General features: G+C 59.4%; 20 protein-coding genes. 8 read left to right on the top strand and 12 right to left on the bottom strand.

Going from position 1 to position 22,422, the window contains the following annotated elements; translation table 11 throughout:
- Positions 1-92: 92 nt before the first annotated feature.
- Positions 93-1,553 carry a L,D-transpeptidase gene (locus I8E17_RS10035; protein ID WP_113366034.1) on the bottom strand — a complete coding sequence of 487 codons (1,461 nt, stop codon included), beginning with the start codon at positions 1,551-1,553 and terminating at the stop codon, positions 93-95.
- Between the two features lie 216 nt (positions 1,554-1,769).
- Between I8E17_RS10035 and I8E17_RS10030 the strand changes: the two genes are divergently transcribed.
- The 3 genes from I8E17_RS10030 to I8E17_RS10020 all read left to right on the top strand — a co-directional run bounded on the left by I8E17_RS10030 (position 1,770) and on the right by I8E17_RS10020 (position 3,450).
- The gene (locus I8E17_RS10030) at positions 1,770-2,609 is read left to right on the top strand and encodes a DUF4432 family protein (protein WP_069612564.1); all 840 of its coding nucleotides are present in this window, start codon (positions 1,770-1,772) and stop codon (positions 2,607-2,609) included.
- Positions 2,610-2,681: 72 nt separating this feature from the next.
- Positions 2,682-3,020, top strand: a complete 339-nt coding sequence (locus I8E17_RS10025; RefSeq protein ID WP_219510695.1) for a sulfur transferase domain-containing protein — start codon at positions 2,682-2,684, stop codon at positions 3,018-3,020.
- 85 nt (positions 3,021-3,105) lie between these two features.
- Positions 3,106-3,450 (top strand): RidA family protein, encoded by a 345-nt coding sequence (locus tag I8E17_RS10020; RefSeq protein ID WP_112721022.1) that lies wholly within the window; start codon positions 3,106-3,108, stop codon positions 3,448-3,450.
- A gap of 40 nt (positions 3,451-3,490) precedes the next feature.
- On the opposite strand, the gene I8E17_RS10015 is transcribed toward I8E17_RS10020, so the two are convergent.
- The 4 genes from I8E17_RS10015 to I8E17_RS10000 are packed head-to-tail and all read right to left on the bottom strand — an operon-like array spanning position 3,491 to position 8,278.
- Complete coding sequence (locus I8E17_RS10015; protein WP_069612561.1) at positions 3,491-5,149, bottom strand: thiamine pyrophosphate-binding protein; 1,659 nt, start codon at positions 5,147-5,149, stop codon at positions 3,491-3,493.
- The gene (locus I8E17_RS10010) at positions 5,146-6,348 is read right to left on the bottom strand and encodes a CaiB/BaiF CoA-transferase family protein (RefSeq protein ID WP_069612560.1); all 1,203 of its coding nucleotides are present in this window, start codon (positions 6,346-6,348) and stop codon (positions 5,146-5,148) included. Before I8E17_RS10010 ends, I8E17_RS10015 begins: the two co-directional genes overlap by 4 nt.
- Positions 6,349-6,366: 18 nt before the next feature.
- Complete coding sequence (locus I8E17_RS10005; protein WP_069612559.1) at positions 6,367-7,326, bottom strand: DMT family transporter; 960 nt, start codon at positions 7,324-7,326, stop codon at positions 6,367-6,369.
- Between the two features lie 19 nt (positions 7,327-7,345).
- Positions 7,346-8,278 (bottom strand): alpha/beta hydrolase, encoded by a 933-nt coding sequence (locus I8E17_RS10000; RefSeq protein ID WP_113366035.1) that lies wholly within the window; start codon positions 8,276-8,278, stop codon positions 7,346-7,348.
- 166 nt (positions 8,279-8,444) lie between these two features.
- Here I8E17_RS10000 and I8E17_RS09995 point away from each other — a divergent pair, with 166 nt between their 5' ends.
- The 4 genes from I8E17_RS09995 to metF all read left to right on the top strand — a co-directional run bounded on the left by I8E17_RS09995 (position 8,445) and on the right by metF (position 13,089).
- Positions 8,445-9,191, top strand: coding sequence for a ribonuclease (locus I8E17_RS09995; RefSeq protein ID WP_069612557.1), 747 nt, complete (start codon positions 8,445-8,447; stop codon positions 9,189-9,191).
- Between the two features lie 125 nt (positions 9,192-9,316).
- Complete coding sequence (gene ettA / locus I8E17_RS09990; RefSeq protein WP_069612556.1) at positions 9,317-10,966, top strand: energy-dependent translational throttle protein EttA; 1,650 nt, start codon at positions 9,317-9,319, stop codon at positions 10,964-10,966.
- A gap of 193 nt (positions 10,967-11,159) precedes the next feature.
- Entirely contained in the window at positions 11,160-12,185 is a 1,026-nt protein-coding gene (locus I8E17_RS09985) for a metalloregulator ArsR/SmtB family transcription factor (RefSeq protein WP_069612555.1), read from the top strand.
- Position 12,186: 1 nt separating this feature from the next.
- Positions 12,187-13,089 carry a methylenetetrahydrofolate reductase [NAD(P)H] gene (gene metF / locus I8E17_RS09980; protein ID WP_069612554.1) on the top strand — a complete coding sequence of 301 codons (903 nt, stop codon included), beginning with the start codon at positions 12,187-12,189 and terminating at the stop codon, positions 13,087-13,089.
- A 413-nt stretch (positions 13,090-13,502) separates the two neighbouring features.
- Here the strand turns inward: metF and I8E17_RS09975 are convergent, their stop codons facing one another.
- The 5 genes from I8E17_RS09975 to I8E17_RS09955 form a co-directional block, all read right to left on the bottom strand.
- Positions 13,503-14,429 carry a DMT family transporter gene (locus I8E17_RS09975; RefSeq protein ID WP_069612553.1) on the bottom strand — a complete coding sequence of 309 codons (927 nt, stop codon included), beginning with the start codon at positions 14,427-14,429 and terminating at the stop codon, positions 13,503-13,505.
- Positions 14,430-14,573: 144 nt separating this feature from the next.
- Complete coding sequence (locus I8E17_RS09970) at positions 14,574-15,818, bottom strand: lytic murein transglycosylase (protein ID WP_069612552.1); 1,245 nt, start codon at positions 15,816-15,818, stop codon at positions 14,574-14,576.
- 79 nt (positions 15,819-15,897) lie between these two features.
- On the bottom strand, positions 15,898-16,689 hold the full coding sequence (locus tag I8E17_RS09965) for a GH25 family lysozyme (protein WP_069612551.1): 792 nt from the start codon (positions 16,687-16,689) through the stop codon (positions 15,898-15,900).
- A gap of 214 nt (positions 16,690-16,903) precedes the next feature.
- Positions 16,904-17,524: a class I SAM-dependent methyltransferase gene (locus tag I8E17_RS09960; RefSeq protein WP_069612841.1), complete on the bottom strand. Its 621-nt coding sequence runs from the start codon at positions 17,522-17,524 to the stop codon at positions 16,904-16,906.
- 50 nt (positions 17,525-17,574) lie between these two features.
- A complete protein-coding gene (locus I8E17_RS09955) occupies positions 17,575-18,822 on the bottom strand; it encodes a DUF3419 family protein (protein ID WP_069612550.1) in 1,248 nt (415 codons plus the stop codon).
- Between the two features lie 192 nt (positions 18,823-19,014).
- Between I8E17_RS09955 and I8E17_RS09950 the strand changes: the two genes are divergently transcribed.
- The gene (locus I8E17_RS09950; RefSeq protein ID WP_069612549.1) at positions 19,015-20,403 is read left to right on the top strand and encodes a serine hydrolase; all 1,389 of its coding nucleotides are present in this window, start codon (positions 19,015-19,017) and stop codon (positions 20,401-20,403) included.
- 28 nt (positions 20,404-20,431) lie between these two features.
- Here I8E17_RS09950 and I8E17_RS09945 read toward each other — a convergent pair whose 3' ends face one another.
- Together I8E17_RS09945 and I8E17_RS09940 are read right to left on the bottom strand one after the other, a co-directional pair.
- The gene (locus I8E17_RS09945) at positions 20,432-21,592 is read right to left on the bottom strand and encodes a lytic transglycosylase domain-containing protein (protein WP_083258163.1); all 1,161 of its coding nucleotides are present in this window, start codon (positions 21,590-21,592) and stop codon (positions 20,432-20,434) included.
- 134 nt (positions 21,593-21,726) lie between these two features.
- Positions 21,727-22,362 (bottom strand): LysE family translocator, encoded by a 636-nt coding sequence (locus I8E17_RS09940; RefSeq protein ID WP_069612548.1) that lies wholly within the window; start codon positions 22,360-22,362, stop codon positions 21,727-21,729.
- Positions 22,363-22,422: the final 60 nt, after the last annotated feature.

Here is a 22,422-nt window from a genome sequence, read left to right as displayed (position 1 = left end):
CCGGATGGAAATAGTGGTGCTCTGATATTTCAAGACAAAGAAAAAACCGCCGGGGAAACTCGGTGGTTTTTTTGTTTAGGTATGTTTGGCAATCAGTCTACGAATTCGACGACGACGCCGGGCTTGACCATTTTGGCGAGCTCGGTCGCATCCCAGTTGGTGAGGCGGACACAGCCGTGACTCTGCGACTTGCCGATCCGCGAGGGATCCGGCGTGCCGTGGATGCCGTAGGTCGGCTTCGACAGGGCCATCCAGACCGTACCGACCGGGCCGTTCGGGCCAGGCGGAATGTTCAACACCTTGTCGTTGGCGCCTTGCTGGAAATTGATCTTCGGATTGTAAGTATAGCCGGGATTGAAGGCGACGCGCTCGACCGTGACGGTGCCTGACGGCGAGGGCGTGTCGGCGGAACCGATGCTGGCCGGGTAGGCTGCAATCAGCGTGCCGTTGGCATCATAGGCGAAAACCTGCTTGCGGCCCTTATCAGCCAGGATCTTGGCAACGGTGCCGGTCTTGCTGGGGCCTGTATTGACGACCTTGATGGTGCTGCCGGGCACGGTGAAATCGACGCCGGGGTTGAGCGCCTTCAGGTAGCCTTCATCCATATGGAAGCGCTCCGCCAGCATTTCGGTCGTCGACGTGTACCCGAGGGAAGGCATCTGGGACTTCGCGGCATAGTCCTCAGGAATCGAAGCGACGTAGGGGCCAGCCGCATCGGCAGCAGTGATCGTATAGTTGACGATCGGCATGCCGCCGGACATGCGCAGCTGCTCGAGAATCCAATCGGTATTGTTGGGATCAAGCGTCTGGCCGGTCATCTGCTGATAGGCATAGATGGCCTTGGTGACGTTTGCGCCCATGCGGCCGTCGATCGCACCAGGCGAAATACCCTGCCGCGCGAGGAAAACCTCCAGCGCGGTGATCTCCATCTTCGACTTGCCCTTAAGCGTAATAACGGGCTCTGCCGGTGGCGGCTTGTTGACGATGTCAGGTGCGCCCTGTTGCGGATCGATCGACGCGTAATCACTGCCGTTCTGGTTCGCCTGGCCGCGGTTCTGGCCTGGCAACGGCTGATTGTCGAGCGGCTGGCGCTGTATATCGCTGTCACGCGGAATGCCGCCGGTAATCACGCCACGATCCTGCTGACCGTAACCATTATCGGGCTCGCCGTCGTAATTTCCGTAGCTGTCGGTACGATACTGACGATAATCCTGATAACCGTCGTTGTTGGAAAGCTGCGTATCGCCATAGCGGCTGCCGTTATCAGCGTAGCTGTCGCGAGCGGGCGCGCGGGGATAATAGGTGCTGGCCTTCATCTCAGTGGCGACGATATTGCCATAAGCATCGATCAGAACCCGGCGGCCGCGTCCGTCGCGTGCCATGGAATATCCGCCCCCATAAGGATACTGATCAAGAATCCGGCCATCGGGAGTGACGAGAACCGTGTTGCCGTTGCCGCTGCGATAATATTGCGCCTGCGCATCGGTGAGTGCGATCGCAGATACAGCGGCAGTCGTTGCCAAGGCAAAACTCAATTTTACGAACCGGTTCACGTCTGTCGAATCCTCGGGATGGTCGTTCGGCTGACACACACATGGCAATTTTGACGCCAGTATGGAGATTTAGATTATCATGCTGAATAAAATATAAAAATTTATGTGATCAAGGCTTCAAGTTAAGATTTGGTAAGCCAAATAATCGTTTATTTCAGTCGCGCGCCCCCTCGGGACAGCACCTGTGCTCGGCGCCGATCAGGGAGGACTTTAGGGATGATGGATTTTTCCGCGGCCAAGGGGCCGAAATTGTCGTTGGATGAAGGCTCTGTCCTGGATATCGGCGCCTGCATCGTCGAGGGCAACAATCTTGCGCCCGGAAGTGCCGTTCCCGACGATGGAGATCCGCGTATCAGTCATTCCGTGCAGGGCTTCCTCTTCACCTGCGGGCCGGATCATATCCGCCACCCCGAGCCGATGTCCGGCGCCTATGAAGGCAAGCGCTATCCGCTGCATGGTTCCTTCTCGTCTCATCCAGCCAAAATTCTCTGGACCAAATTCGAGAACGGCAACGCGGAATGCCGCGCCGATATCGATGTCATCACAGCCGAACGCCGCACCGCAAGGCTGGAACGTCTTTGGCGGATCGATGGCGCCACGGGCGAGGTCTCGCTTGCCGACCGCATCGTCAATACGAGTACCGAGGCGATGCCGGTCTTTTTGATGTACCATATGAACATCGGCGGCAAATGGTTCGATAGCGGCACGCGCCTTGCCGGAGAGATGCTTGACAATGGCGGCTTTCCTTGGACCTTCGGCGAGGAGGGCGGTGATATCTTCTGCGTGCCGGCACAGGACAAGGGGGAGGATTGGGCCGAAATCTGCCTCGGCCCAATCGCGGCCATCGGCGGGAAGACCTTGAGGGTGCGGTTCGGAACGGACACGCTGCCATTCCTGCAGGTTTGGCGCAATCAGCGCGCGCCTGCCCATGTGCTTGGTATCGAGCCGGTTTCGCATCGCTGGGTCTCGCGGTCCGAACTGGAAGAGGCGGGTGAATTCAATATTCTCCAGCCCGGTGAAACCCGCAATTTCATGCTCAACTTTGCCTTCGTTTGAGAGTGCGCCGCGGTTGACGCTTGGCCTGCTGCGGCGTAGATCAAGGCCACGGTTTTAGAGAGGACATGAACCATGGATATCCGCCCGATTGACGATGAATACTCGGTGTCAGGCCAGATTACCGTTGAGGATCTCGACCAGATCAAGGCTCTGGGGTTCAAGTCCATCGTCTGCCATCGCCCCGATGGCGAAAGCCAGGATCAGACGCCGTTTGGAGTCATCGAAGCCCGCGCCAAGGAACTCGGCCTGGAGATCACCCAGGTGCCTGTCGGTCCGATGGGCGTGACCGAAGAGGCCTTGCAGGGAATGGTCGATGCGCTGGACGAGCTTCCGCGCCCGATGCTCGGTTATTGCCGCTCGGGCGCGCGCTCGACGGCGATCTATCAGAAGACGCATCATATCCGCGGCTGAACGGTCCTTTCCCGGCCTTTTGAGCGCAGGGCAGACCGTGGGTCATGCCCTTTTACCTGTCGAAAAACAACATCAGGAGAACACCATGAGCATCAAGCGTATCGACGTTGGCGCCCGCATGAGCGGCGCTGTCATCCACGGGAACACCGTCTATCTGGCCGGACAGGTTGGTGAAGGTGAAAGCGTAACCGAACAGTGCAAGTCGGCACTCGCTGAAGTCGATCGCCTGCTCGCTGCAGCCGGTTCCAACAAGTCGAAGATCCTGCAGACGCTCATCTACCTCTCCGACATTTCCTACTTCGCCGAAATGAACGCCGCCTGGGAAGCCTGGGTCGATCCGGCCAACACGCCGGCCCGTGCGACCAGCGAAGCCAAGCTCGCTGCCCCGAAGTATAAGGTCGAATTCATCGTAACGGCAGCACTCGACTAAGTCGGGCCGGCGTATTTTTGAAAGGCCGGTGGGCTCGCGCTCATCGGCCTTTTGTTTGCGCAATTTCCGTCAGGGTGCGGGAGGGCGTGATTGCTTCCGGGTCGAGCGCGATCTCGATGATGGCCGGTTTGCCGCTCGCTCGCGCCCGCTCGAAGGCCGGGCCAAACTCCTCCGTCGTCTTCACCGTCTCGCCGTGGCCGCCATAGGCGCGGGCAAGGGCCGCGAAATCAGGATTGTCGAGCGCCGTGGCGCTGACGCGGCCGGGATATTCCCGCTCCTGATGCATGCGGATGGTGCCGTACATGCCGTTGTTGATGACCAAAGCGATGAGCGGCAGGCCGTATTGAACGGCGGTCGCAAATTCCTGGCCATGCATCATGAAACAGCCGTCGCCGGCAAAGCAGATCACTTCGCGCTCGGGAAAGAGCTGTTTCGCGGCAACCGCAGCCGGCAGGCCATAGCCCATCGAGCCGGAGGTGGGCGCCGCCTGCGTGTTGAAACGGCGGAAGCGATGGAAGCGGTGCAGCCAGGTCGCGTAGTTGCCAGCGCCGTTGGTGAAGATCGCATCATCGGCCGTATTGGCTTCGATCCAATCCATGATGCGGCCCATATGGACGGCGCCGGGGCATTCTTGCGGTGTTTTCGACCAGGCAAGATAGGCGGCATGGATACGCTCGGTTCGGTCGGCCCAAGGCATCTCGTGCAGTGGCTCCAAATCCGCGAGAGCCGCAATGAAATCCGCCGGGCTGGCACAGATCGCCAGGTCCGGACGATAGACGCGGCCAAGTTCCGAGGGATCGGCATGGACGTGGACGAGTTGCTGGCGCGGGTAGGGGATATCGACCAGCGTGTAGCTGGAGGACGGCATTTCGGAGAGGCGGCCGCCGAGAAGGATCAGCAGGTCCGCTTCCTTGATTTCCCTTGCCAGCGCTGGATTGATGCCGATGCCGACATCGCCGGCATAGTTGGGATGCAGGTGGTCGAACAGCATCTGCCGGCGGAAGGAGCAGCCGACCGGCAGTTTGAAACGCTCCGCGAACTGCCTCACGCCGGCAACCGCTTCCTCGTTCCAGCGCGTGCCGCCGAGGATGACCATCGGCCGCTGCGCAGCCGCAAGGCGCTGGTTAAGTTCTGCAAGCTGGCGGCGGCCCGGATGAGCGGCAACAGGGACGTAGGGCAGCGCTTGTGGCGCCTCGACCTCATCGCGCAGCATGTCCTCGGGCAGGGTCAGCACCACGGGACCGGGGCGACCCGATGTTGCCACAGCGAAGGCGCGGGTGACGAATTCCGGGATACGGGCGGCATCGTCGATCTCGCCGACCCATTTGGCAAATTCGGTAAAGGCGCGCCGGAATTCCACTTCCTGAAAGGCTTCGCGTTCGCGGGCATCGCGCTGGACCTGCCCGATGAAAAGGATCATCGGGATCGAATCCTGCCGCGCAATATGAAGGCCGGCGGAGGCGTTTGTGGCGCCGGGGCCTCGGGTGACCATGCAAATGCCTGGTTCGCCGGTCAATCGACCCCATGCATCCGCCATCATGGCCGCGCCGCCTTCCTGGCGGCAAACGAGCACCTTGATATTGCTGTCATGCAGGGCATCGAGCACGGCAAGAAAGCTCTCCCCCGGCACGCAGGACATGCGCTGCACGCCATTGGCCTTCAAAGCCTCGACGATAAGTTGCCCGCCCATTCGCTTCATGTGCCTGCCTTCCCCTCCAGTTCGGTCAATTCAGCCAGAACTTCCTCCTGATGTTCGCCGAGACGCGGGCTCGGCCGCGTATAGGTCAACGGCGTTTCCGACAGCACGATCGGTGTCCGCACGCTCGGAATGACGGTGCCGGCGCTATCCTCGAGATCGATCCTCAGGCCTCTCGCCACAATCTGCGGATCGGCAAACATGTCCTCGATCGTGTTGATGGCGCCGGCCGGAACGGCGTTGGCCTCGCAGGCTTTCAGCAGCTCCGCCTTGTTCCACTTCAGTGTCTCCGACGAGATGAAAGCCCGAACCTCGTTGCGGTTGGCGACGCGGGCCTTGTTGGTCGCATAGCGCTCGTCATCGGCCTTGCCTTCCATGCCGAGAATGGCGCAAAGGCGGCGGAACTGCCCGTCATTGCCGACAGCAAGGATGAGATAGCCGTCGACCGTGGGCACGACTTCGTAGGGCGAGATATTGGGATGGGCGTTGCCGAGCCGCGCGGGCGGCTTGCCGGAGATCAGATAGTTCATGTTCTGGTTGGCGAGCACGGCCGATTGCACATCGAGCAGCGCCATGTCGATGAGTTGTCCTTCGCCAGTCTTCAGAGCGTGGATCAGGGCGGCCTCGATTGCCGAGACGGCATAGATGCCCGTGAAGATATCGGCAATGGCAACGCCCGCTTTCATCGGCTGTCCGTCCGGTTCGCCTGTAATCGACATGAAGCCGGACATGCCCTGGACGATATAGTCATAGCCGGCGAGACTGGCATAGGGTCCGGTCTGGCCGAAGCCGGTAATCGAGCAATAGACGATGCGGGGATTGATCTTCTTCAGGCTTTCATAATCCAGCCCATACTTCACCAAGCCGCCGAGCTTGAAATTCTCGATCACCACGTCGGCCGTCTTCACCAGCCGGCGTACCAGCTCTTGGCCTTCCTCGGTCTTGAGATCGGCGATTACCGAGCGCTTGCCGCGATTGGCGGAGTGATAATAGGCAGCGGAGAGATTTTCGCCGTCCTTGCCCTCGACGAAGGGCGGCCCCCATTGGCGCGTGTCGTCGCCGCCGTCGGGATTTTCCACCTTGATGACATCGGCGCCGAGGTCGGCCAGCATCTGCCCGGCCCAGGGGCCGGCAAGCACGCGGGCAAGCTCAATGACACGAATACCGGAAAGCGGAGGTTTCTTGGTTTTCTGGTCTGTCATGTCGATCCGCTCTCTCGCTTAGGGCGTGAATGCAGTTTCAGATGTATCGGATACGAGCTTGGAAGCAAAGCGCCGCTCCCGCCAGAGAATGTAAAGCCCAGAGCCAATGATGATGAGAATGCCGAGCCATTTGATCGCATCCGGGAAATTGTCGAAGACGAGCCAGCCGAAGATCGTTGCTGAAACGATCTCGAAATATTGCAGCGGTGCGAGCGTCGAGGCTTGTACTGCGCGATAGGCATAGACCGTTAGGATGCCGGAGGCCGCCGCAGTCGCGCCGACGCCGAGCAAATAGAGCATTGCCTTCAGATCCGGAATAACCGGATAAAGGATTACAGATCCCGTCGCCTTGCCGATGCCAAGCAGGATCAGACTGAAGCCTATACCCCATAGGCCGGTTTGGAACTGCAGCGGCCACGCATCTTCGCTATGGGAGACGACGCGCGTGATCATCACATAAATCGCAACGCAGAGCGCCGTGACGACGGGCAACAGGGCGACGAAACCGACTTCCTGGAAGCTCGGCTGGATGATCAGCATGGCACCAAGAAAGCCGACTGCGCAGGCCGTATAACGACGCCAGCCAATGGTTTCCTTGAGGAATATGCTGCTGAGGATGGTGAGCATCATCGGCTCGACGAAAAAGATGGCAATGGCATCGGCCACTTCCATGACCTGCAACGCGCTCACGAACGAGACCATGGACAGCGTCAAAAGGGCGGCGCGGATCGCGTGCGCGCCGCTATGGCGCCACGACCATACGCCCCACTGTCCGCGTAAGGCCATCATGGGCAAGGCAAAGAGCGACTGAAAGATGAAGCGCGCAGCGGTGACTTCCGCCGGCGGAATGGTGGTTGCCGCGAGTTTGGAGAAGATATCCATGACCGGCGAGAGGACGACGGATAGAAACATCATCGACAAGCCGAAGGTCAGCTCCGATTGCGGCAATCGGACCGAGGAGCCGCTGGAGGTGTTCATTGCAGAATTTCCTTGAGAATCAGGTCTTTGCTACCGCCGTTCTGCACCAGTCGGCAAATCGGGAGATGGCGTCCTCGGCACCGATTTCGTTGAGCGTCTCGTGCCGCATGTCGGGATAGATCTCGGTGGTGATACGAGAGAAGCCGGCTTTTTTCAAATGCTTTGCCAACCAGGAAATCGCTTTCGCACTGTCGGTAGCCGGATCCTTGCCGCCGCCGACGAGATGAATCGGCATGTCGCGGCGGAGACGATCGAGATGCGCCTTGTGTGGTGCGCGGAAGGTAAGTTCGAACAGGTCGAGCCAGAGCGAGACCGAGGCATCGAAGCCGCAAAGCGGATCAGCGATATATTTGTCCACCTGCCCAGGAATACGCGAGAGCCAGTCGAAATCCGTGCGACGGTTGCTGATCGATTTACTCCAGGTGCCGAAGGTCAGTTTCGGCAGCGGCCCGCTCGGGACGTCCGATCCCTTGAACATGCGCTCCGTCTTCAGGATGAGCTGGGCGGCTCGCCCCGCGACACCCGGATTGAAATTCGAGTTCCAGACCGCGACGCCATCGAACTTGTCCGGATGCGTCACGACTGTGTTCAGGCTGATCAACCCGCCCATGGAATGGCCGAAGAGGATGATCGGCAGGCCGGGATGGACGCCTGCGGCGAGCTCGCGCATAGCGAGCACATCGGCGATGACCTGCTCGACACCATTTCTCCGGGCAAAGCGCCCGATCGGCGCGTCAGGAGCGGTCGTCTCGCCATGGCCGCGATGATCGTGGGCATAGACATGGAAGCCTTGGCCTGCCATCGCATCGGCAAAGGCCTCGTATCGGCGGGAATGCTCGGCAAGACCGTGCGATATCAGCAGGATGCCGCGAGCATCGGTTGCCGCCGGCAAATGATGGTAGGCAAGGGTTGCGCCCGTCGGACTTTTCAGGCGCTTCGTCTCGGCGAACATATATTCGTTCCTCCCCAGTTGGACGAAAGGTTATCATCCGCCCGAATGCAATGGATAGGTGGTAAAGCTCACAGAAAATAAATCTTTCCGAGCGCTGCGATTCAGGATTGCGCCCGCTCGCTCAAACTGCTTATTTGTTCCTATAATGTTCTAGCTGGAGGCAAGAATGAAGCCGTGGCTTCGGGTATTTGCAGTTGTATTTATTTCTGTCGGGACGGCGGCGAGCGCCATGGCGCAGGAACATAGCCGCGGGCGGACGCGCTTTATCCTGGCGGCGAGCTGGGAGCCGGCATTTTGTCAGACGAACCAGAAGAAGGCGGAATGCCGGAATCAATCGTCGAACAACCATGACGCGACGAATTTCTCCCTGCATGGTCTCTGGCCGATGCGGCAAGAATATTGCGATGTTTCAGAGGATCTGAAACAGGCGGATCGTGGCCGCGACTGGAAGGACCTGCCGGCGGTACAACTTTCCCAAGACGTGAAGGTGAAGCTCGATAAGGTAATGCCGGGCACCCAATCCGGCTTGGAACGGCATGAATGGATCAAGCACGGCACCTGCACGAAGCTCAGCGCCGACCAATATTTCTCCATCGCTGCTGGACTGATCGCCGAACTCAATACATCTGCTGTGCGCGATCTCTTCGCCCAGAATATCGGCAAGGAGCTGGATGCCGAGAGCATCAAGGCAGCCTTCGACCAGAGCTTCGGCGAGGGCGCGAATGCGCGTATCAAGATGAGCTGCCGCCGTGTCGGCGACGTCAGGATGATTTCGGAGTTGACCATCGGTCTCTCGGAAGATGCGATCGATCCCCAACCAGGCAATGAGCCGCGGCTCGCCAAACTGATCCAAGGTGCCGGCAGCACGGCTTTCGGCTGCGACCGGGGTGTGGTGGACGCGGCCGGCTTCTGAGAAAATACGGCTTTTCTGACGCGGATAATGCCCTCGGACGAGGTTTCGCCGTTGCCCGAGGGCGGGGTTTCCCCTACATAGCGGCACAACTCGCAACGCTATTCGTCCGTGGAGCAACCCAAGCTATGGCACGTCAGTTTATTTATCATATGGCCGGTCTGAATAAGTCCTATGGCGCCAAGAAAATTCTCGAGAATATCCATCTCTCCTTCTACCCCGATGCCAAGATCGGTATTCTCGGTCCGAACGGCGCAGGTAAGTCGACGGTGCTACGCATCATGGCCGGCCTCGACAAGGAATATACCGGCGAAGCCTGGCTGGCCGAAGGCGCCACCATCGGCTACCTGCCGCAGGAGCCGCAGCTCGATCCCAACAAGACGGTTTTCGAAAACGTCATGGAAGGCGTTGCCAAGAAAACCGAAATCCTCAATCGCTACAACGAATTGATGATGAACTATTCCGACGAGACGGCGGAAGAGGGCGCCAAGCTCCAGGACATCATCGACAGCCAGAACCTCTGGGATCTGGAAAGCCAGGTGGAAATGGCTATGGATGCATTGCGCTGCCCGCCGCGCGATGCCGAAGTCACCAGCCTTTCCGGCGGTGAGCGCCGCCGTATCGCGCTTTGCCGCCTGCTTCTCTCGCAGCCGGACCTGCTGCTGCTCGACGAACCGACCAACCATCTCGACGCCGAGACCATTGCCTGGCTGGAAAAGCACCTGCGCGACTATCCGGGCGCCGTGATGATGATCACGCACGACCGCTACTTCCTCGACAATGTTACCGGCTGGATTCTCGAACTCGACCGCGGCCGCGGCATTCCATACGAAGGCAACTATTCCGCCTATCTGCAGGCCAAGGCCAAGCGCATGCTGCAGGAAGCCCGCGAAGAAGCTGGCCGCCAGAAGGCGATCAGCCGCGAACAGGAATGGATCGCCTCCAGCCCCAAGGCCCGTCAGGCCAAGTCCAAGGCGCGTATCAACGCTTACGAACAGCTGGTCGATGCTGCTGAAAATCAGCGTCCTGGTGATGCGCAGATCATCATTCCGGTCAGCGAGCGTCTCGGCCAGGTGGTCATCGAGATGGAGGGCATCACCAAGGGTTTCGAAGGTCGTACCCTGATCAACGATCTATCGATCAAGCTGCCGCCCGGCGGCATCGTCGGCATTATCGGGCCGAACGGCGCCGGCAAGACGACCCTGTTTAAGATGATCACCGGTCAGGAAAAGCCGGATTCCGGCTCGATCCGCATCGGCGAGACGGTGCATCTCAGCTATGTCGACCAGAGCCGCGACGCGCTTGATGGCAATAAGACGGTATGGGAGGAAATCTCCGGCGGCGCCGAAATCATCAAGCTCGGCAAGTTCGACATGAACTCGCGCGCCTATTGCGGCGCCTTTAACTTCAAGGGCGGCGATCAGCAGCAGAAGGTCGGCAGTCTCTCTGGCGGTCAGCGCAACCGCGTGCACCTGGCCAAGATGCTGAAGTCCGGCGGCAACGTGCTTCTGCTCGACGAACCGACCAACGACCTCGATACGGAAACGCTGGGGGCGCTGGAAAGCGCGCTCGAAAACTTCGCCGGCTGCGCGATCATCATCAGTCACGATCGCATGTTCCTCGACCGCCTGGCCACACATATCCTGGCCTTTGAAGGCGACGGCCATGTCGAATGGTTCGAAGGCAATTTCGAAGATTACGAACAGGACAAGGTCCGCCGCCTCGGCCCCGATGCTCTCAATCCGGGCAGCCAAGCGCATAAGCGCCTGACACGGTAAGTTTGCTGTCTTTCCGTCATGGAGAAACCCCGGCACGTCCGGGGTTTTTCTTTGCCTCGGGCAGGACGCATATATTCCTCAGCCGACAAAAACTAACAGGTTTCCGACATTCAGCCGGGCTCTTCGGCGATTAGCCCTTGCGGAACTCATTCAAATCACATAAAGATATCTTTATATCTTGATTGGGTGGGAAATGACGGATCTGGTTAAACTCGGCTTGGATGACGTAGTAGACGTGCTGAAGGCGGTCGGTGAGCCGACCCGGCTGCGTCTCCTGGCGCTACTGGCGGCCGGCGATCTCACAGTGACCGATCTTACCGAAATTCTCGGTCAGTCGCAGCCTCGTATTTCCCGACATCTCAAGCTGCTCGGCGAAGCCGGGCTGATCGATCGTTACCAGGAGGGCGCCTGGGCCTATTTCCGCCTGAAGCAGGAGGGCAAGGCCGTCACGTTGGCGCGCAGCCTGCTGCGCCATACCGCCGAAAAGGATACGGTACTGTTGCGTGACGGAGAACGTCTCGCCTCCGTAAAGCGTATTCGCGCCGAGCGCGCGCAGGCCTATTTCAGCCGGAATGCCGCCGAGTGGGATGAGCTGCGTCGTCTCCATGTCGCGGATGAGGATGTCGACAAGGCGCTGATCGATCTCATCGGTCCGCAGCCGATCGACTCCTTTCTCGATCTCGGCACGGGTACGGGCCGGATGCTGCAGCTTCTGGCTGGGCATTATCGTCGCGCCGTCGGCATCGATGCCAGCCGTGACATGCTGGCCGTTGCGCGCGCCAACCTCGACCGGGCCAATATCACCGCTGCCTCAGTGCGGCATGGCGATATTTTCAACCTGCCGCTCGAGCAGCAGGATTTCGATCTGATCACTATCCATCAGGTGCTGCATTTCCTTGATCAGCCGGAGGTTGCCATCAATGAGGCCGCCCGAATGCTGCGGCCCGGCGGCCGGCTTGTCATCATCGACCTCGCGCCGCATGGGCTTGAATATCTGCGTGACGAACATGCGCATCTGCGTCTCGGCTTCTCGCATCAGACCATGTCGGATTGGCTGAAACTGGCGGGGCTGGATGTGGAGCGCGTGCAGGATCTTCATTCGGGGAGGGAAGGCGGTCAGGCGCTGACCGTGACCATCTGGCTGGCGCGCGACCCGCGGTTGCTGATTGCGTCCGACCAAGGCCACCAGTCATCCCCCATTCTTGCCGGGAGAGTATGATATGTCTTCAAGCTCAGAAAGCCATAACGCGGGTATCCGCATCTCCTTCGAGTTCTTTCCGCCGAAATCGGAAGAGGCCGAGCAGCAGCTGTGGAACACCGTCGAGGAGCTCAGCGATTGGGACGTTGAGTTTGTTTCGGTTACGTATGGGGCAGGTGGTTCGACCAAAGCACCAACGCTTTCCGCTGTGCGCAAAATGATCCATGAGACGCCGTTCACGACCGCATCGCATCTGACCTGCGTCGGTGCCACGCGTGAGGACACGCATCGGGTGATCGACGAGTTTCTGGCTACCGGCGTTCGCCGTTTCGTCGCGCTGCGCGGCGATCCGCCGGGTGGTGTCGGCGCGGCCTATCAGCCGCATCCGGGCGGCTATGCCAATGCTGCGGAACTGGTGCAGGCTTTGCGCGAGCGCGGCGATTTCGATATTTCCGTCTCTGCCTATCCTGAAAAGCATCCGGAAAGCCGCGATACGGCGGCCGATATCGATATGCTGAAGCGCAAGGCGGACAATGGTGCCGACCGGGCCCTGACGCAGTTCTTCTTCGATAATGATGCCTTCGAGCGTTATCACGATCGCGTTCGCGCCGCCGGCATCAAGATTCCCGTTGTGCCGGGCATCATGCCGATCCAGAACCTGACGCAACTCAAGCGCTTCGCCGGCGCCTGCGGCACGAATATTCCGACCTGGCTGGACGAGCGTTTTGATGGTTTGGACGAGGATGTCGAGGAGCGCGCCAAGGTCGCAGCTGATGTCGCCGCCGAGCAGATCCAGGATCTGGTGCGCCGTGGTATTCACGAGTTTCATCTCTATACGATGAACCGTTCGGCACTGGTTTCCGCTGTGCTTGAACGGCTGGGCCTTGAGCGCAAGATGGATGCGCGGGCCGGGGCGGCCGCCTAAAGTACGTCGCGCGAACTCATGAAAAAGCGCATGTCCCGCGGGGCATGCGCTTTTCTAATGAAACAGAGGTTTTGTTAGCTTTTCGGAGTTTGGTCGTTTGCGTGTTTCGCCGAAGCCGTCAGATGAAGAGCATCGTCACGACGAAAGCGAAGGCCGCACCGACCACCAGGACGTTGATGGATCGCGTTAATCCCATGTCTTCCTCCTCAGTCAGCCGTTAAATTTTATGTCGAAAATGTGTTGCTTGGAAAGAACATTCGATGCTGCGGCGCGGTATCGAATGCGCGGCGTGATTCATGAGCTTTCGGCAACATTTTGATATTGCGATATAAATGTCGATTGCTGGCTCGATGACGGGCTGTGAATAAATATTAATATGTTGTGACTGCGGACCATCTGAATGGAGCAGGAGATCATATTTCCAGCGTTTTGACGCCGCGTTTCATCCACATGAAAAGCCGCCCATCGAGGACGAGCAGACCTGCGGCGATGAGCAGCATGCCAGCGATTTCGGTTGGCCCCATTCGCTCGCCGAGAAAGAGGAAGCCGAGCAATAACGCGCTCGGCGGCACGAGCAGAGTGACGAGGGAGGTGTTGGTGGCGCCTGCAAGCTCGATGATGCGAAAATAGAGGATGTAGGCGAAAGCGGTCGATAGCAGCGCCAGGCCGAGAATGGCTGCAATTGCCGTCACAGGTGGAGCGGCGAGCGCCCAAGGCTGGTCGATCACCAGCGCAACCGGTAGCATGATGAGCGAGGAGCCTGTCAACTGGCCCGCCGCCACAACCGGCGGCGCGATGCCCTTGAAGCGTTTGGCATAAATGGCTGCGAATCCGTAGGAGATTGCCGCTAAGATCGGCAACAAGAGTGCCCAGAGGGGTACCGAGCCGCCGCTGGTAACGCTCGGTCCGAGCAACACGATCGTTCCGAGGAGGCCGGTGAAGCAGCCGACCAGCTTGGCCGATGTCAGGCGCTCATCCGTTGTCAGCTGATTGCCGATCAACACGGTCCACATCGGCGTCGTCGCGTTCAGGATGGATGCAAGTCCGGCACCCATCTGCGTCTGGCCGCAGAAGATCAGCGTATGCGGTAGCGCATTGTTGATTAAGCCCAGCAGCAGAAATTGCGGCCAATAACGGCGCAGGGACTGATAGATGTTGAGGCGACCAGCCAAATAGAGATGCAATGCCACGGCTGCCAGCGACAGGCGCAGAAAGACGAGCGTGAAGGGCGGCACGTGGTGAACGGCGATACGGGCGAAGAAGAACGAACCACCCCAGATCAATCCGAGCAACAGCAGCAGGCCCCAGGTCGAGGCGCTCATTCGATGTTCGCCGTTCATGGCATCTCTCCTCTTTCGATGCATCTAAACCGGAAGAGTGCGGGCTCTCCACCCGTTTCTTGCTATTTTGCTCATGGGCGTGAGGGGAGCAGATACAAAAAAGGCGGCATGGAGCCGCCTTTTTCGATCGATATATGGAGGAAATCAGAGTGCGTTGAGCAGTGCCGTCGTTGCCCAGCCATCGGCCGGCATACCCAGCCGGAACTGTTCCTTCTGGATCGCGACACGCGTGCCGGAGCCGAGGATGCCGTCGATCTTGCCGACATCATAGCCGCGGGCCACGAGCTTGGTCTGAAGCGCCTTCATGTCTACATCGTTCAGGCCCGGCTCGGGATTGCCCTTGTTATAGGGCGGAGCACCGGCAAAGCGCGTGGCGAAATAGGCCGCCGAGGTCGTGTAGATGAACGACTGGTTCCAGCCGAGATAGGTATTATAGTTTGGATAAGTCAGGAAGGCAGGCCCCTTGCGACCCTGTGGCAGGATGAGAGCAGCCGGCAGGGAGCCGAAGCTCGTATTGCCGTCGCGGGGGGTGACGCCGAGCTTGAACCAATCGCCCGCGGTCAGCGGGCCGCCGATGCCGGATTTTTCCCAGGGAAGATTGTCCGGAACCGTCACCTCCTGCAGCCAGGGCTGACCGCGCTGGAAGCCGAGATGCTGGAGGAATCGTGCTGTCGTCAGAATGACGTCAGGTGCGCTGGTCTTGAGGTTGACATGGCCGTCGCCATCGCCATCCGTGCCATAAGCGATGATATCGGGCGGCAGCATTTGTGTCTGGCCGATTTCGCCGGCCCACGCACCCGTCGTCGTTGCCGGGTCGACATCGCCGCGCTGGACGAGCTCGATCAGCGCGATCAGGCGCGGGCGGAAGAAATCCGGCCGGCGGCAATCGTGCGAGAGGGTGACCAGCGCGTTGCGGGTGTTGAAATTGCCTTGGACGGCGCCGAAATCGGTTTCCATCGCCCAGAAGGCGGTGATGACGCCGGGAGGCACGCCATAGTCCTGTTCGGCCTTGGCGAAGACGTCGGCATACTGCTTCATCTTCTGGCGGCCGATGTCGAGGCGACCCTGGCTGACGGTGCGCTGGGAGAATTCGAGGAAGGTTTGACGGAAGACGCCCTGGCTGCGGTCCATGGCAAGAACCTTCTGGTCGATCTGGGCGCCGGCGAGCGTCTTGTCGGCGGCTGCAGCATCCGCGCCGTCCGCAATCGCTTCGGCCTTCACGCCGGCCAGAAATGTCGTGAGATCGCCGCCGCAGGCTACTTTTGGAGTGGCATCGCTGCTCGCGGGCGGCACCGTTGCCGGAGCCGCGCTTTGAGCCAATGCCGTACCGGTCATGGCTGAGGCGAAGAGCAACGCGAGAGCGCCGCGTCGAATGGTGTGACGATCCATGAGCGATCCTTCCTAGTGATAGAATAGGGTCGCTTTCACAGAAGATTGTGACATAAGCAAGAGTGAAATGGGCTCAGTATTAAGAATTTCCCTGCTTCTCTACTGCGGCCACCCAGTTTTGCCAGTTCTGCTCGGAACCGCCGAAAACATTGATGTCCGTCGGGCCTTTGATCCCCGGAATGACCCCCGTAGATGTGTATTGCCAGAAAGCCCAGTTGCGACCTGCGTAAGTCTCTTTCGGGTGCTTGGCGACGGATCGGACCCAGAAATGATAGTCCTGGAAATAGCCGACTAGATTTTCACGATGGAAGTCGACAGAAGTATAAATGATGGGGCGCTTGCCGTAATAGGCCTGCAGGCGATCCATAAAGCGCTTGATCTCGCTGCGTACTGTTTCAGGCGCTGGTCTGGTCTTGCAGGTGGGGGAGCCGGGATTCCATTCGACGTCGACGACGGGCGGAAGCGCCATGGCATCCTTCGGCACGTTGCGGATGAACCAATCGGCCTGCTCATCGGCCGTCGAGCAGAAATAGAAGAAATGATAGGGTGCATGCAGAAGTCCCGCGGCGCTCGCTTCATTCCAATATTCAGTGAAGCGAGGGTCGATCCGGTCCTTGCCCTCTGTCGCCTTGATGAAGACGAAGGCGACGCCGGAGTCCTTAACCGCTTTCCAATCGATATCGCCCTGCCACTTTGAAATATCGATGCCATGAATCGGATGGCGCTGCGGGTGATCGCGGCCGAAATCCTGTGGCTTCGTATCGGCGAACCTGGTCTTGGGGAGAGCCGCCGTCGACAGGGCATCGTAGCCCGTCGTGCAGCCGGTCAAGGCAAGGGCGAGCGGCAGTAGGCATGCCAGAAGCCGGCGCATAGATATCCTGTTATGGCGCGAGTGATCTTGCTGCCCCAAGACTTGGCTTCCGTAATATGGTCCCCGAGAATCCGAAAGAGCGGCAGACCATACCGTTGCCAGCTGGTCTTGCCACTTTATTCACCATATCAACGTAAAAAATGCGTTATCTTCAAGCAAATTCTTATGCTTGGCGCCTTACGAGGCCGGATTTTGCGCTGGAATCCACCGGCACTCAGGCGCCGTGCCGTGCCGCCACGGCTCGCCAGGCGTAACCGCGGCCGATTCTTTCGGTTTTCACCGACATGCCTCGCGCTGCAGCCTTCTCTTCGAGAACAGTCAGAAGATCGGCGCGCGGAGTGACATGGAATTTCTTCAGCCACCCCTTGAGTATGGCACGGAACCAGCCCGGCAATCCCTCCTGCTGGCCGAAATCGACGATGTGAAGCTCGCCGCCCTGCGCGACTGCGTCGAGCGACGCGTCGATAGCGCTTGTCCAGTCGGGAATCATCGAGAGCGCATAGGAAATCATGACGCGGTCGAAGCCGTCGGTGCCGAAATCGGTGGGTGAAAAGGCTGTAGCGTCGGCGACGCGAAAATCCGGCATCTGTTTCAGGCCACGGAAGTTGCTGCGTGCCGAGATCAGCATTTCCTGCGAGATATCGAGGCCATAGAGGTGGGCGGACGGGAAGCGCCGATAGGCGAGCAGCATATTGCGGCCTGTGCCGCAGCCCACTTCCAGGAGCGAGCCACCGACGGGCACATTCAGCTGTTCGATGGTCCGATCGCGGCCGAACAAGTAATATTTGCGGGTCAGATCATAGATGTGACGCTGATAGCGGTACATGCCGTCCATCAGCTTGGCGTGGTTGTTCGCGCTGGTTTCTATGCCTGTATCCGCCTGGCTCACGCTTTTTTTCCGTAGATATGGAAGCCGCCGTAGATGGCCGAACGGTCACGGGTGTTGAGTTCCTGTGAGCGTTCTTCGAAATAGATCCACTGATCGCGGATCGCTGGAGAGAGGCGGCCCTCGATGATGCTCTTTTCGGCGGCCGTGCGGAAGATGACGCGGGCGTCTTCGCGCGCCGTGCGGGTAATCTCCGCCCAGAGGCCATTGAGCTGCTCATCGGTCATCCAGTCCTGCGCATCGAGCAGGACATAGCGATCGCGCGAGGCTGCCGGCTTCGAAGCGAGAAGTTCGGTGAAATTGGCGTGATGGACGCTCACACGATCGGTATTGGCGCGAATCGCCGCATAGTGCTCCGGCTTGAGATAGGTGGGCAGGGGGCCTTGGTGCTGGGCAGCGTAGCGTCGCGAGAATGCCTGCCAGGCGAAGTAATTGTCACGCATCGGGAAGTGACAGGCTAGCTTTTCCAGGCGGTGTTTCAGCACGGCGGAAATGGAATCGTCACCCGCGAGGCTAGCAAGTTCGTCATATTGCTGCGGCGGGATGCCGAGGCCGAAGAGCGAGCTCTTGCGGCCGAGCAGCCAGCGGACTGCTCGCTTGTCAAAGATCGGAGCGATCTCCTCCTCGAAGAACTGACGCTGCTCGCGCATCGTGCGGGCTTCCGTCATCTTATCGAGGCGGACGCCGTGCAGGCGTGCCAGTATATGGGCGGCGCCAATGAATCGGCCGAGAAGGCCGGTCTTGTAGATATTGCGGTTGAAGACCGTGATGCGGCGGCGGCCATAGAGATCGCGACCGTCCCAGTAGTCAGCCGTTGCCGCGTCGAGGCGGGGCGCGATGAACTGATCGTAGGCTTGGCTATTGGCCGCAATGCCGGGCGTTCCGAAGAAACGCACCAGGTCCGCATGACCGGGAAGCAGGCGGAAGGCGGCAAGCTTCAGCTTGTTCAATGCAATGTGGTGGCGATTGAGATCTACGACATCGATGGATGCGGGATTTTGCGAGAGGTAGGCGAGCATGTTGCAGCCGCCCGAACCGATGGTGACGATGCGATGATGCGCCTGCAGCTCCATCGCCTCCATATCGATATCCGGATCTTCCCAGATCTGCGGATAGACAAGGCCGGAAAACAACATGCCGAACAAGCGCTCGGAAAGGCCTGCTTTGGACAGTGCCTTGTGCTGGAGCAGAGCGTCCTTGAGTTTCCGGTTCTTTTGGAGACCGGCATCCGGGGCGAATTCCGTCATCTGAGTCTTGTCACCGATTTGTGAAGTTCAGGGCGTTTAACCCGGCAATGCTACAGTCTGATGACGCGGGCTGTTGGCAGATCCGGCGGAGAAGCATCCTTGCACATATTTAAGGAGCCCTGACCATCATAGGTCTTTCATCTTGCCGCGTTTCCTGATTGTCTCCGCCTACCTTTCTGGAGAGTATGTGACATGCGTTTGATATCGAGAGTGATCGGGGCGCTGGTTGTTCTGCTGCTGATCATTGTCGCCGGCGGAGCCGTCTGGCTCTCTCTTTACCCGCCGGAATTGCTGAAGGTTGGCGATGGCTACGCGGCAAAGATCGTCTGCTCCAATACGTTCGTGGCCAAACGGGACCCAGAAAAAGTGATGGAGGAGGATGTACAGGCTCCCGGCAATCCGGCATTGAAGCTCATTCGCGTCTATGTCGACCGGGACGAGGGCGTGGTCACGGCCCGCTTCCTTGGACTGTTTGCACCGAACCGTGCGCTCTATCGGGGCGCGCTCGGCTGCGCGCTGGTGCCGGACGGTGATCTGCAGGCGGCCCGCAGCGCTGTCTTCCTCAACAAGGTCAAGGCGCCAAAGAGCGACGCTGTGTGGCCGGATGGGGATACGGTAAACCTCGGTCAGGACGGCGAGGGGACGAAACTTGCCAACATCGTGTCGAATTCGGATCTCGCCGGGCCCGCCATGCGCGCGATCGTTGTCGTCAAGGACGGGCGCATTGTCGCCGAGACCTATGGCGATGGCTTCAGCAAGGCAACGCCGCTGATCGGCTGGTCGATGACCAAGACGGTCAATGCCGCCATCATCGGCCGGCTCATGCTGGCCGGGCGCATGTCCTTCGACGATCAGAATCTTCTGCCGCAATGGAGCATGGACCCACGCAAGGACATCAAGCTCAGCGATCTTCTTGCCATGGAGAGCGGCCTTGCCTTCAACGAATCCTATGGCACCGTGTCGGACGTTACACGCATGCTCTATCTCGATCCGGACGTGACCAGTATCGCAGCCAACGCGCACCAGTTGGCCGCGCCCGGCGAGCGTTTCAGCTATTCCAGCGGTACGGCAGCGCTGCTTTCGCGCCTCTGGATGAACCGGCTGCCCAATCTGAGCGCTGCCATCTCCTATCCGCGCGAGGCGCTTTTCGGGCCGCTCGGCATGTACAGCGCCGTTTTCGAGGCCGATGAGCGCGGCACCTTCGTTGGCAGCTCCTATCTCTATGCCAATGCCCGGGACTGGGCGCGCTTTGGTCTCTTTCTGCTGCAGGATGGGGTCTGGAATGGGCGCCGCCTGCTGCCGGAAGGATTTGTCGGCGCCATGCGCACGCCGACAAAGGCTTCCGAGGGCGTTTACTCGCAGGTTCAGGCCTGGCTTGCAGGCCCCGGTGGCTCCAATGCGCAATTTGGCCTGCCTGCGGATACCTTCTGGATGACCGGCCACGACGGCCAAACGATCGCAATCGTCCCGTCGGCCAATCTCGTTGTCGTGCGGATGGGGTTGACGCCGACCTGGGCGTATTATCGACCGCAAATCCTGGTGAAGCGGATCATGGATACAATAAAGCCGGCCACGAACTAGGCCGGCTTCTCACAAGGTTTTTGTAAAATCAGTAATTGCCGTTGGCGACGTCCGTCAGGCCTTTGCGCTTGGCGTCGTAATAATAGCCACGGGCATAAAGCTGGACGGCGTTGGCTTCCTTGTTCTGAGCCTTGCTGTCCGCCGTCATCCAGGCACCGCGCAGATATTTGGCGGCATATTTGATGTTGGTTTCGGCATCAAGGAGGCCGGATGCCGGGCCTTCGTAGCCCATGGACTTGGCCGTATTGTACTTGATCTGCATCAGGCCGAAATATCCGGCGCGGTTATAGGCTTTCGGATTGTAGCGGCTTTCACGGTGAACGACGCGGTGGATCAGGGATTCCGGAATTTCATAGATCTTGGCGTATTTCTGAATGAGCTTCGTTACGTAGCTCTTTTCCGCAGCCGGGACGTCGGAATCGTAATTTGGAGTGTTGGTGGTGGTCATGACAGCGGGAACGACCGTCGGGCCGCTGCTGTCAAAATTGAAGTCATAATGCATGCGGTTGTCCGCATAGCGCGGAATGCCGATCTGGGCGGGCGTGGCGAATGCGACCTCTGCCTGTGCCGTCGAATCCGGACGCGGCGTCGGCACGGCAACCTGAATGGCCGCCACATCCGATGTCATTGGAATGGTCGGCTCGCTCTGAGCCACGGAGGCGGAAACCGGCGCGAGGGCAGCATCGCCGGGACGTGCCGGATTGGGCACCGGGATCGCGACCACGGAAGGCACCAAGGGCACGTCGGATGCTGCATAGGCCGCTGCGGCTGATGTGCTGCCGGCGGGCGCGCCCGTTGCCGCAGCGATTGCGGCGGCTCCCTGATTGGCAGCGTTCGCCACAGGCGCGCCGAAGCGTCCCTGTGCGGCATCCATCTGCTGCTGACTTACCGCTGCTGCCACGTTTGCAGTGCCCGGAACAAGACGGCCGGACTTTGCCATTGCCATTTGTTGCGGCTGCTGCGGGCCGATGAAGCCCGGCGCTGCTGCGACCATTGCGGCGCCTGCGGGTGCGGTTGCGCCGGTTGCGGTCAGGGTCGTATTCGGATGCGGCACGTTGGCGTGTGCCGACGGGAGTTCTGCCTGAGACGTCTGCTGCTGATGCGTGCTTGCGCAACCGGCGAGAGCGCCGCACATCATTGCCGATAAGGCAACGCTGCGCTTCAGGCTGGGAAATCCGATCGTTACCATTCTGTCACTTTCGAAAAAACCAAACCTAATTTCGATGCAATTCGGCCACAGGACCGCCAAATTCGGTCACAGGATCGATAAAATTATGAATCCCCATTAACCTATCCGTGATCGCCCCGCAACCCTGCGCCGCCTCAGGCGGCCATCCGGCGGTATCCGGCGGTCACCGCGCCGGCTGCAATCAACAGGGTTCCGCCCGTTCTGTTAACGGCGCGCTGCACGCTTGCCTTGCGAATGAAGCCGCGCGCCAGGTCGGCGACGAACACGTAAATGAGTGAGTTCAGCGCCGCCAAAGTGAGGAAAGTTGCCTCCAGAATAAGCGTTTGCTGAAGAAATGGCTTCGACATGTCGAGAAATTGCGGAACGAATGCAATGAAAAAGACGATGCTCTTCGGGTTGAGAGCTGTCACAACATATGCGTGTAAGAGAATTTTTAACGGTTTTTCCTCTGGGAGATTGTCGTTGTCACCCAGAGGACCCGTCACAATCGGGGCTCTCCAGAGCTTGATTCCGAGGAAAACGAGGTAGGCTGCGCCGATCAGCTTAAGAATCGTGAATAGTGTCGCTGATGTGGCGAGGAGGGCGCCGAGACCGGCTAGCGATGCGGTCATCGCGGTGAAATCGCCAAGCGTCACGCCCGTCACCGTTGCCAGGGCCGTCTTGCGGCCGTGGCCGAGCGCATAGGATATGACAAGAAGAATGGTCGGACCCGGTATGGCCAGCATGATGCAGGATGCGGCGGCGAAAGCGAGCCAGGTTTCGATGGACATAGAATCCTCCTCTATTCCTCTTCCGCCGTCAGCAAAGACATTGGATTTGCGATCCGTCAA

This window comes from Rhizobium sp. AB2/73 (genome assembly GCF_020871915.1).
Taxonomy (GTDB): Bacteria; Pseudomonadota; Alphaproteobacteria; order Rhizobiales; family Rhizobiaceae; genus Rhizobium; species Rhizobium dioscoreae.
This window is presented reverse-complemented; position numbering and strand designations above follow the sequence as displayed.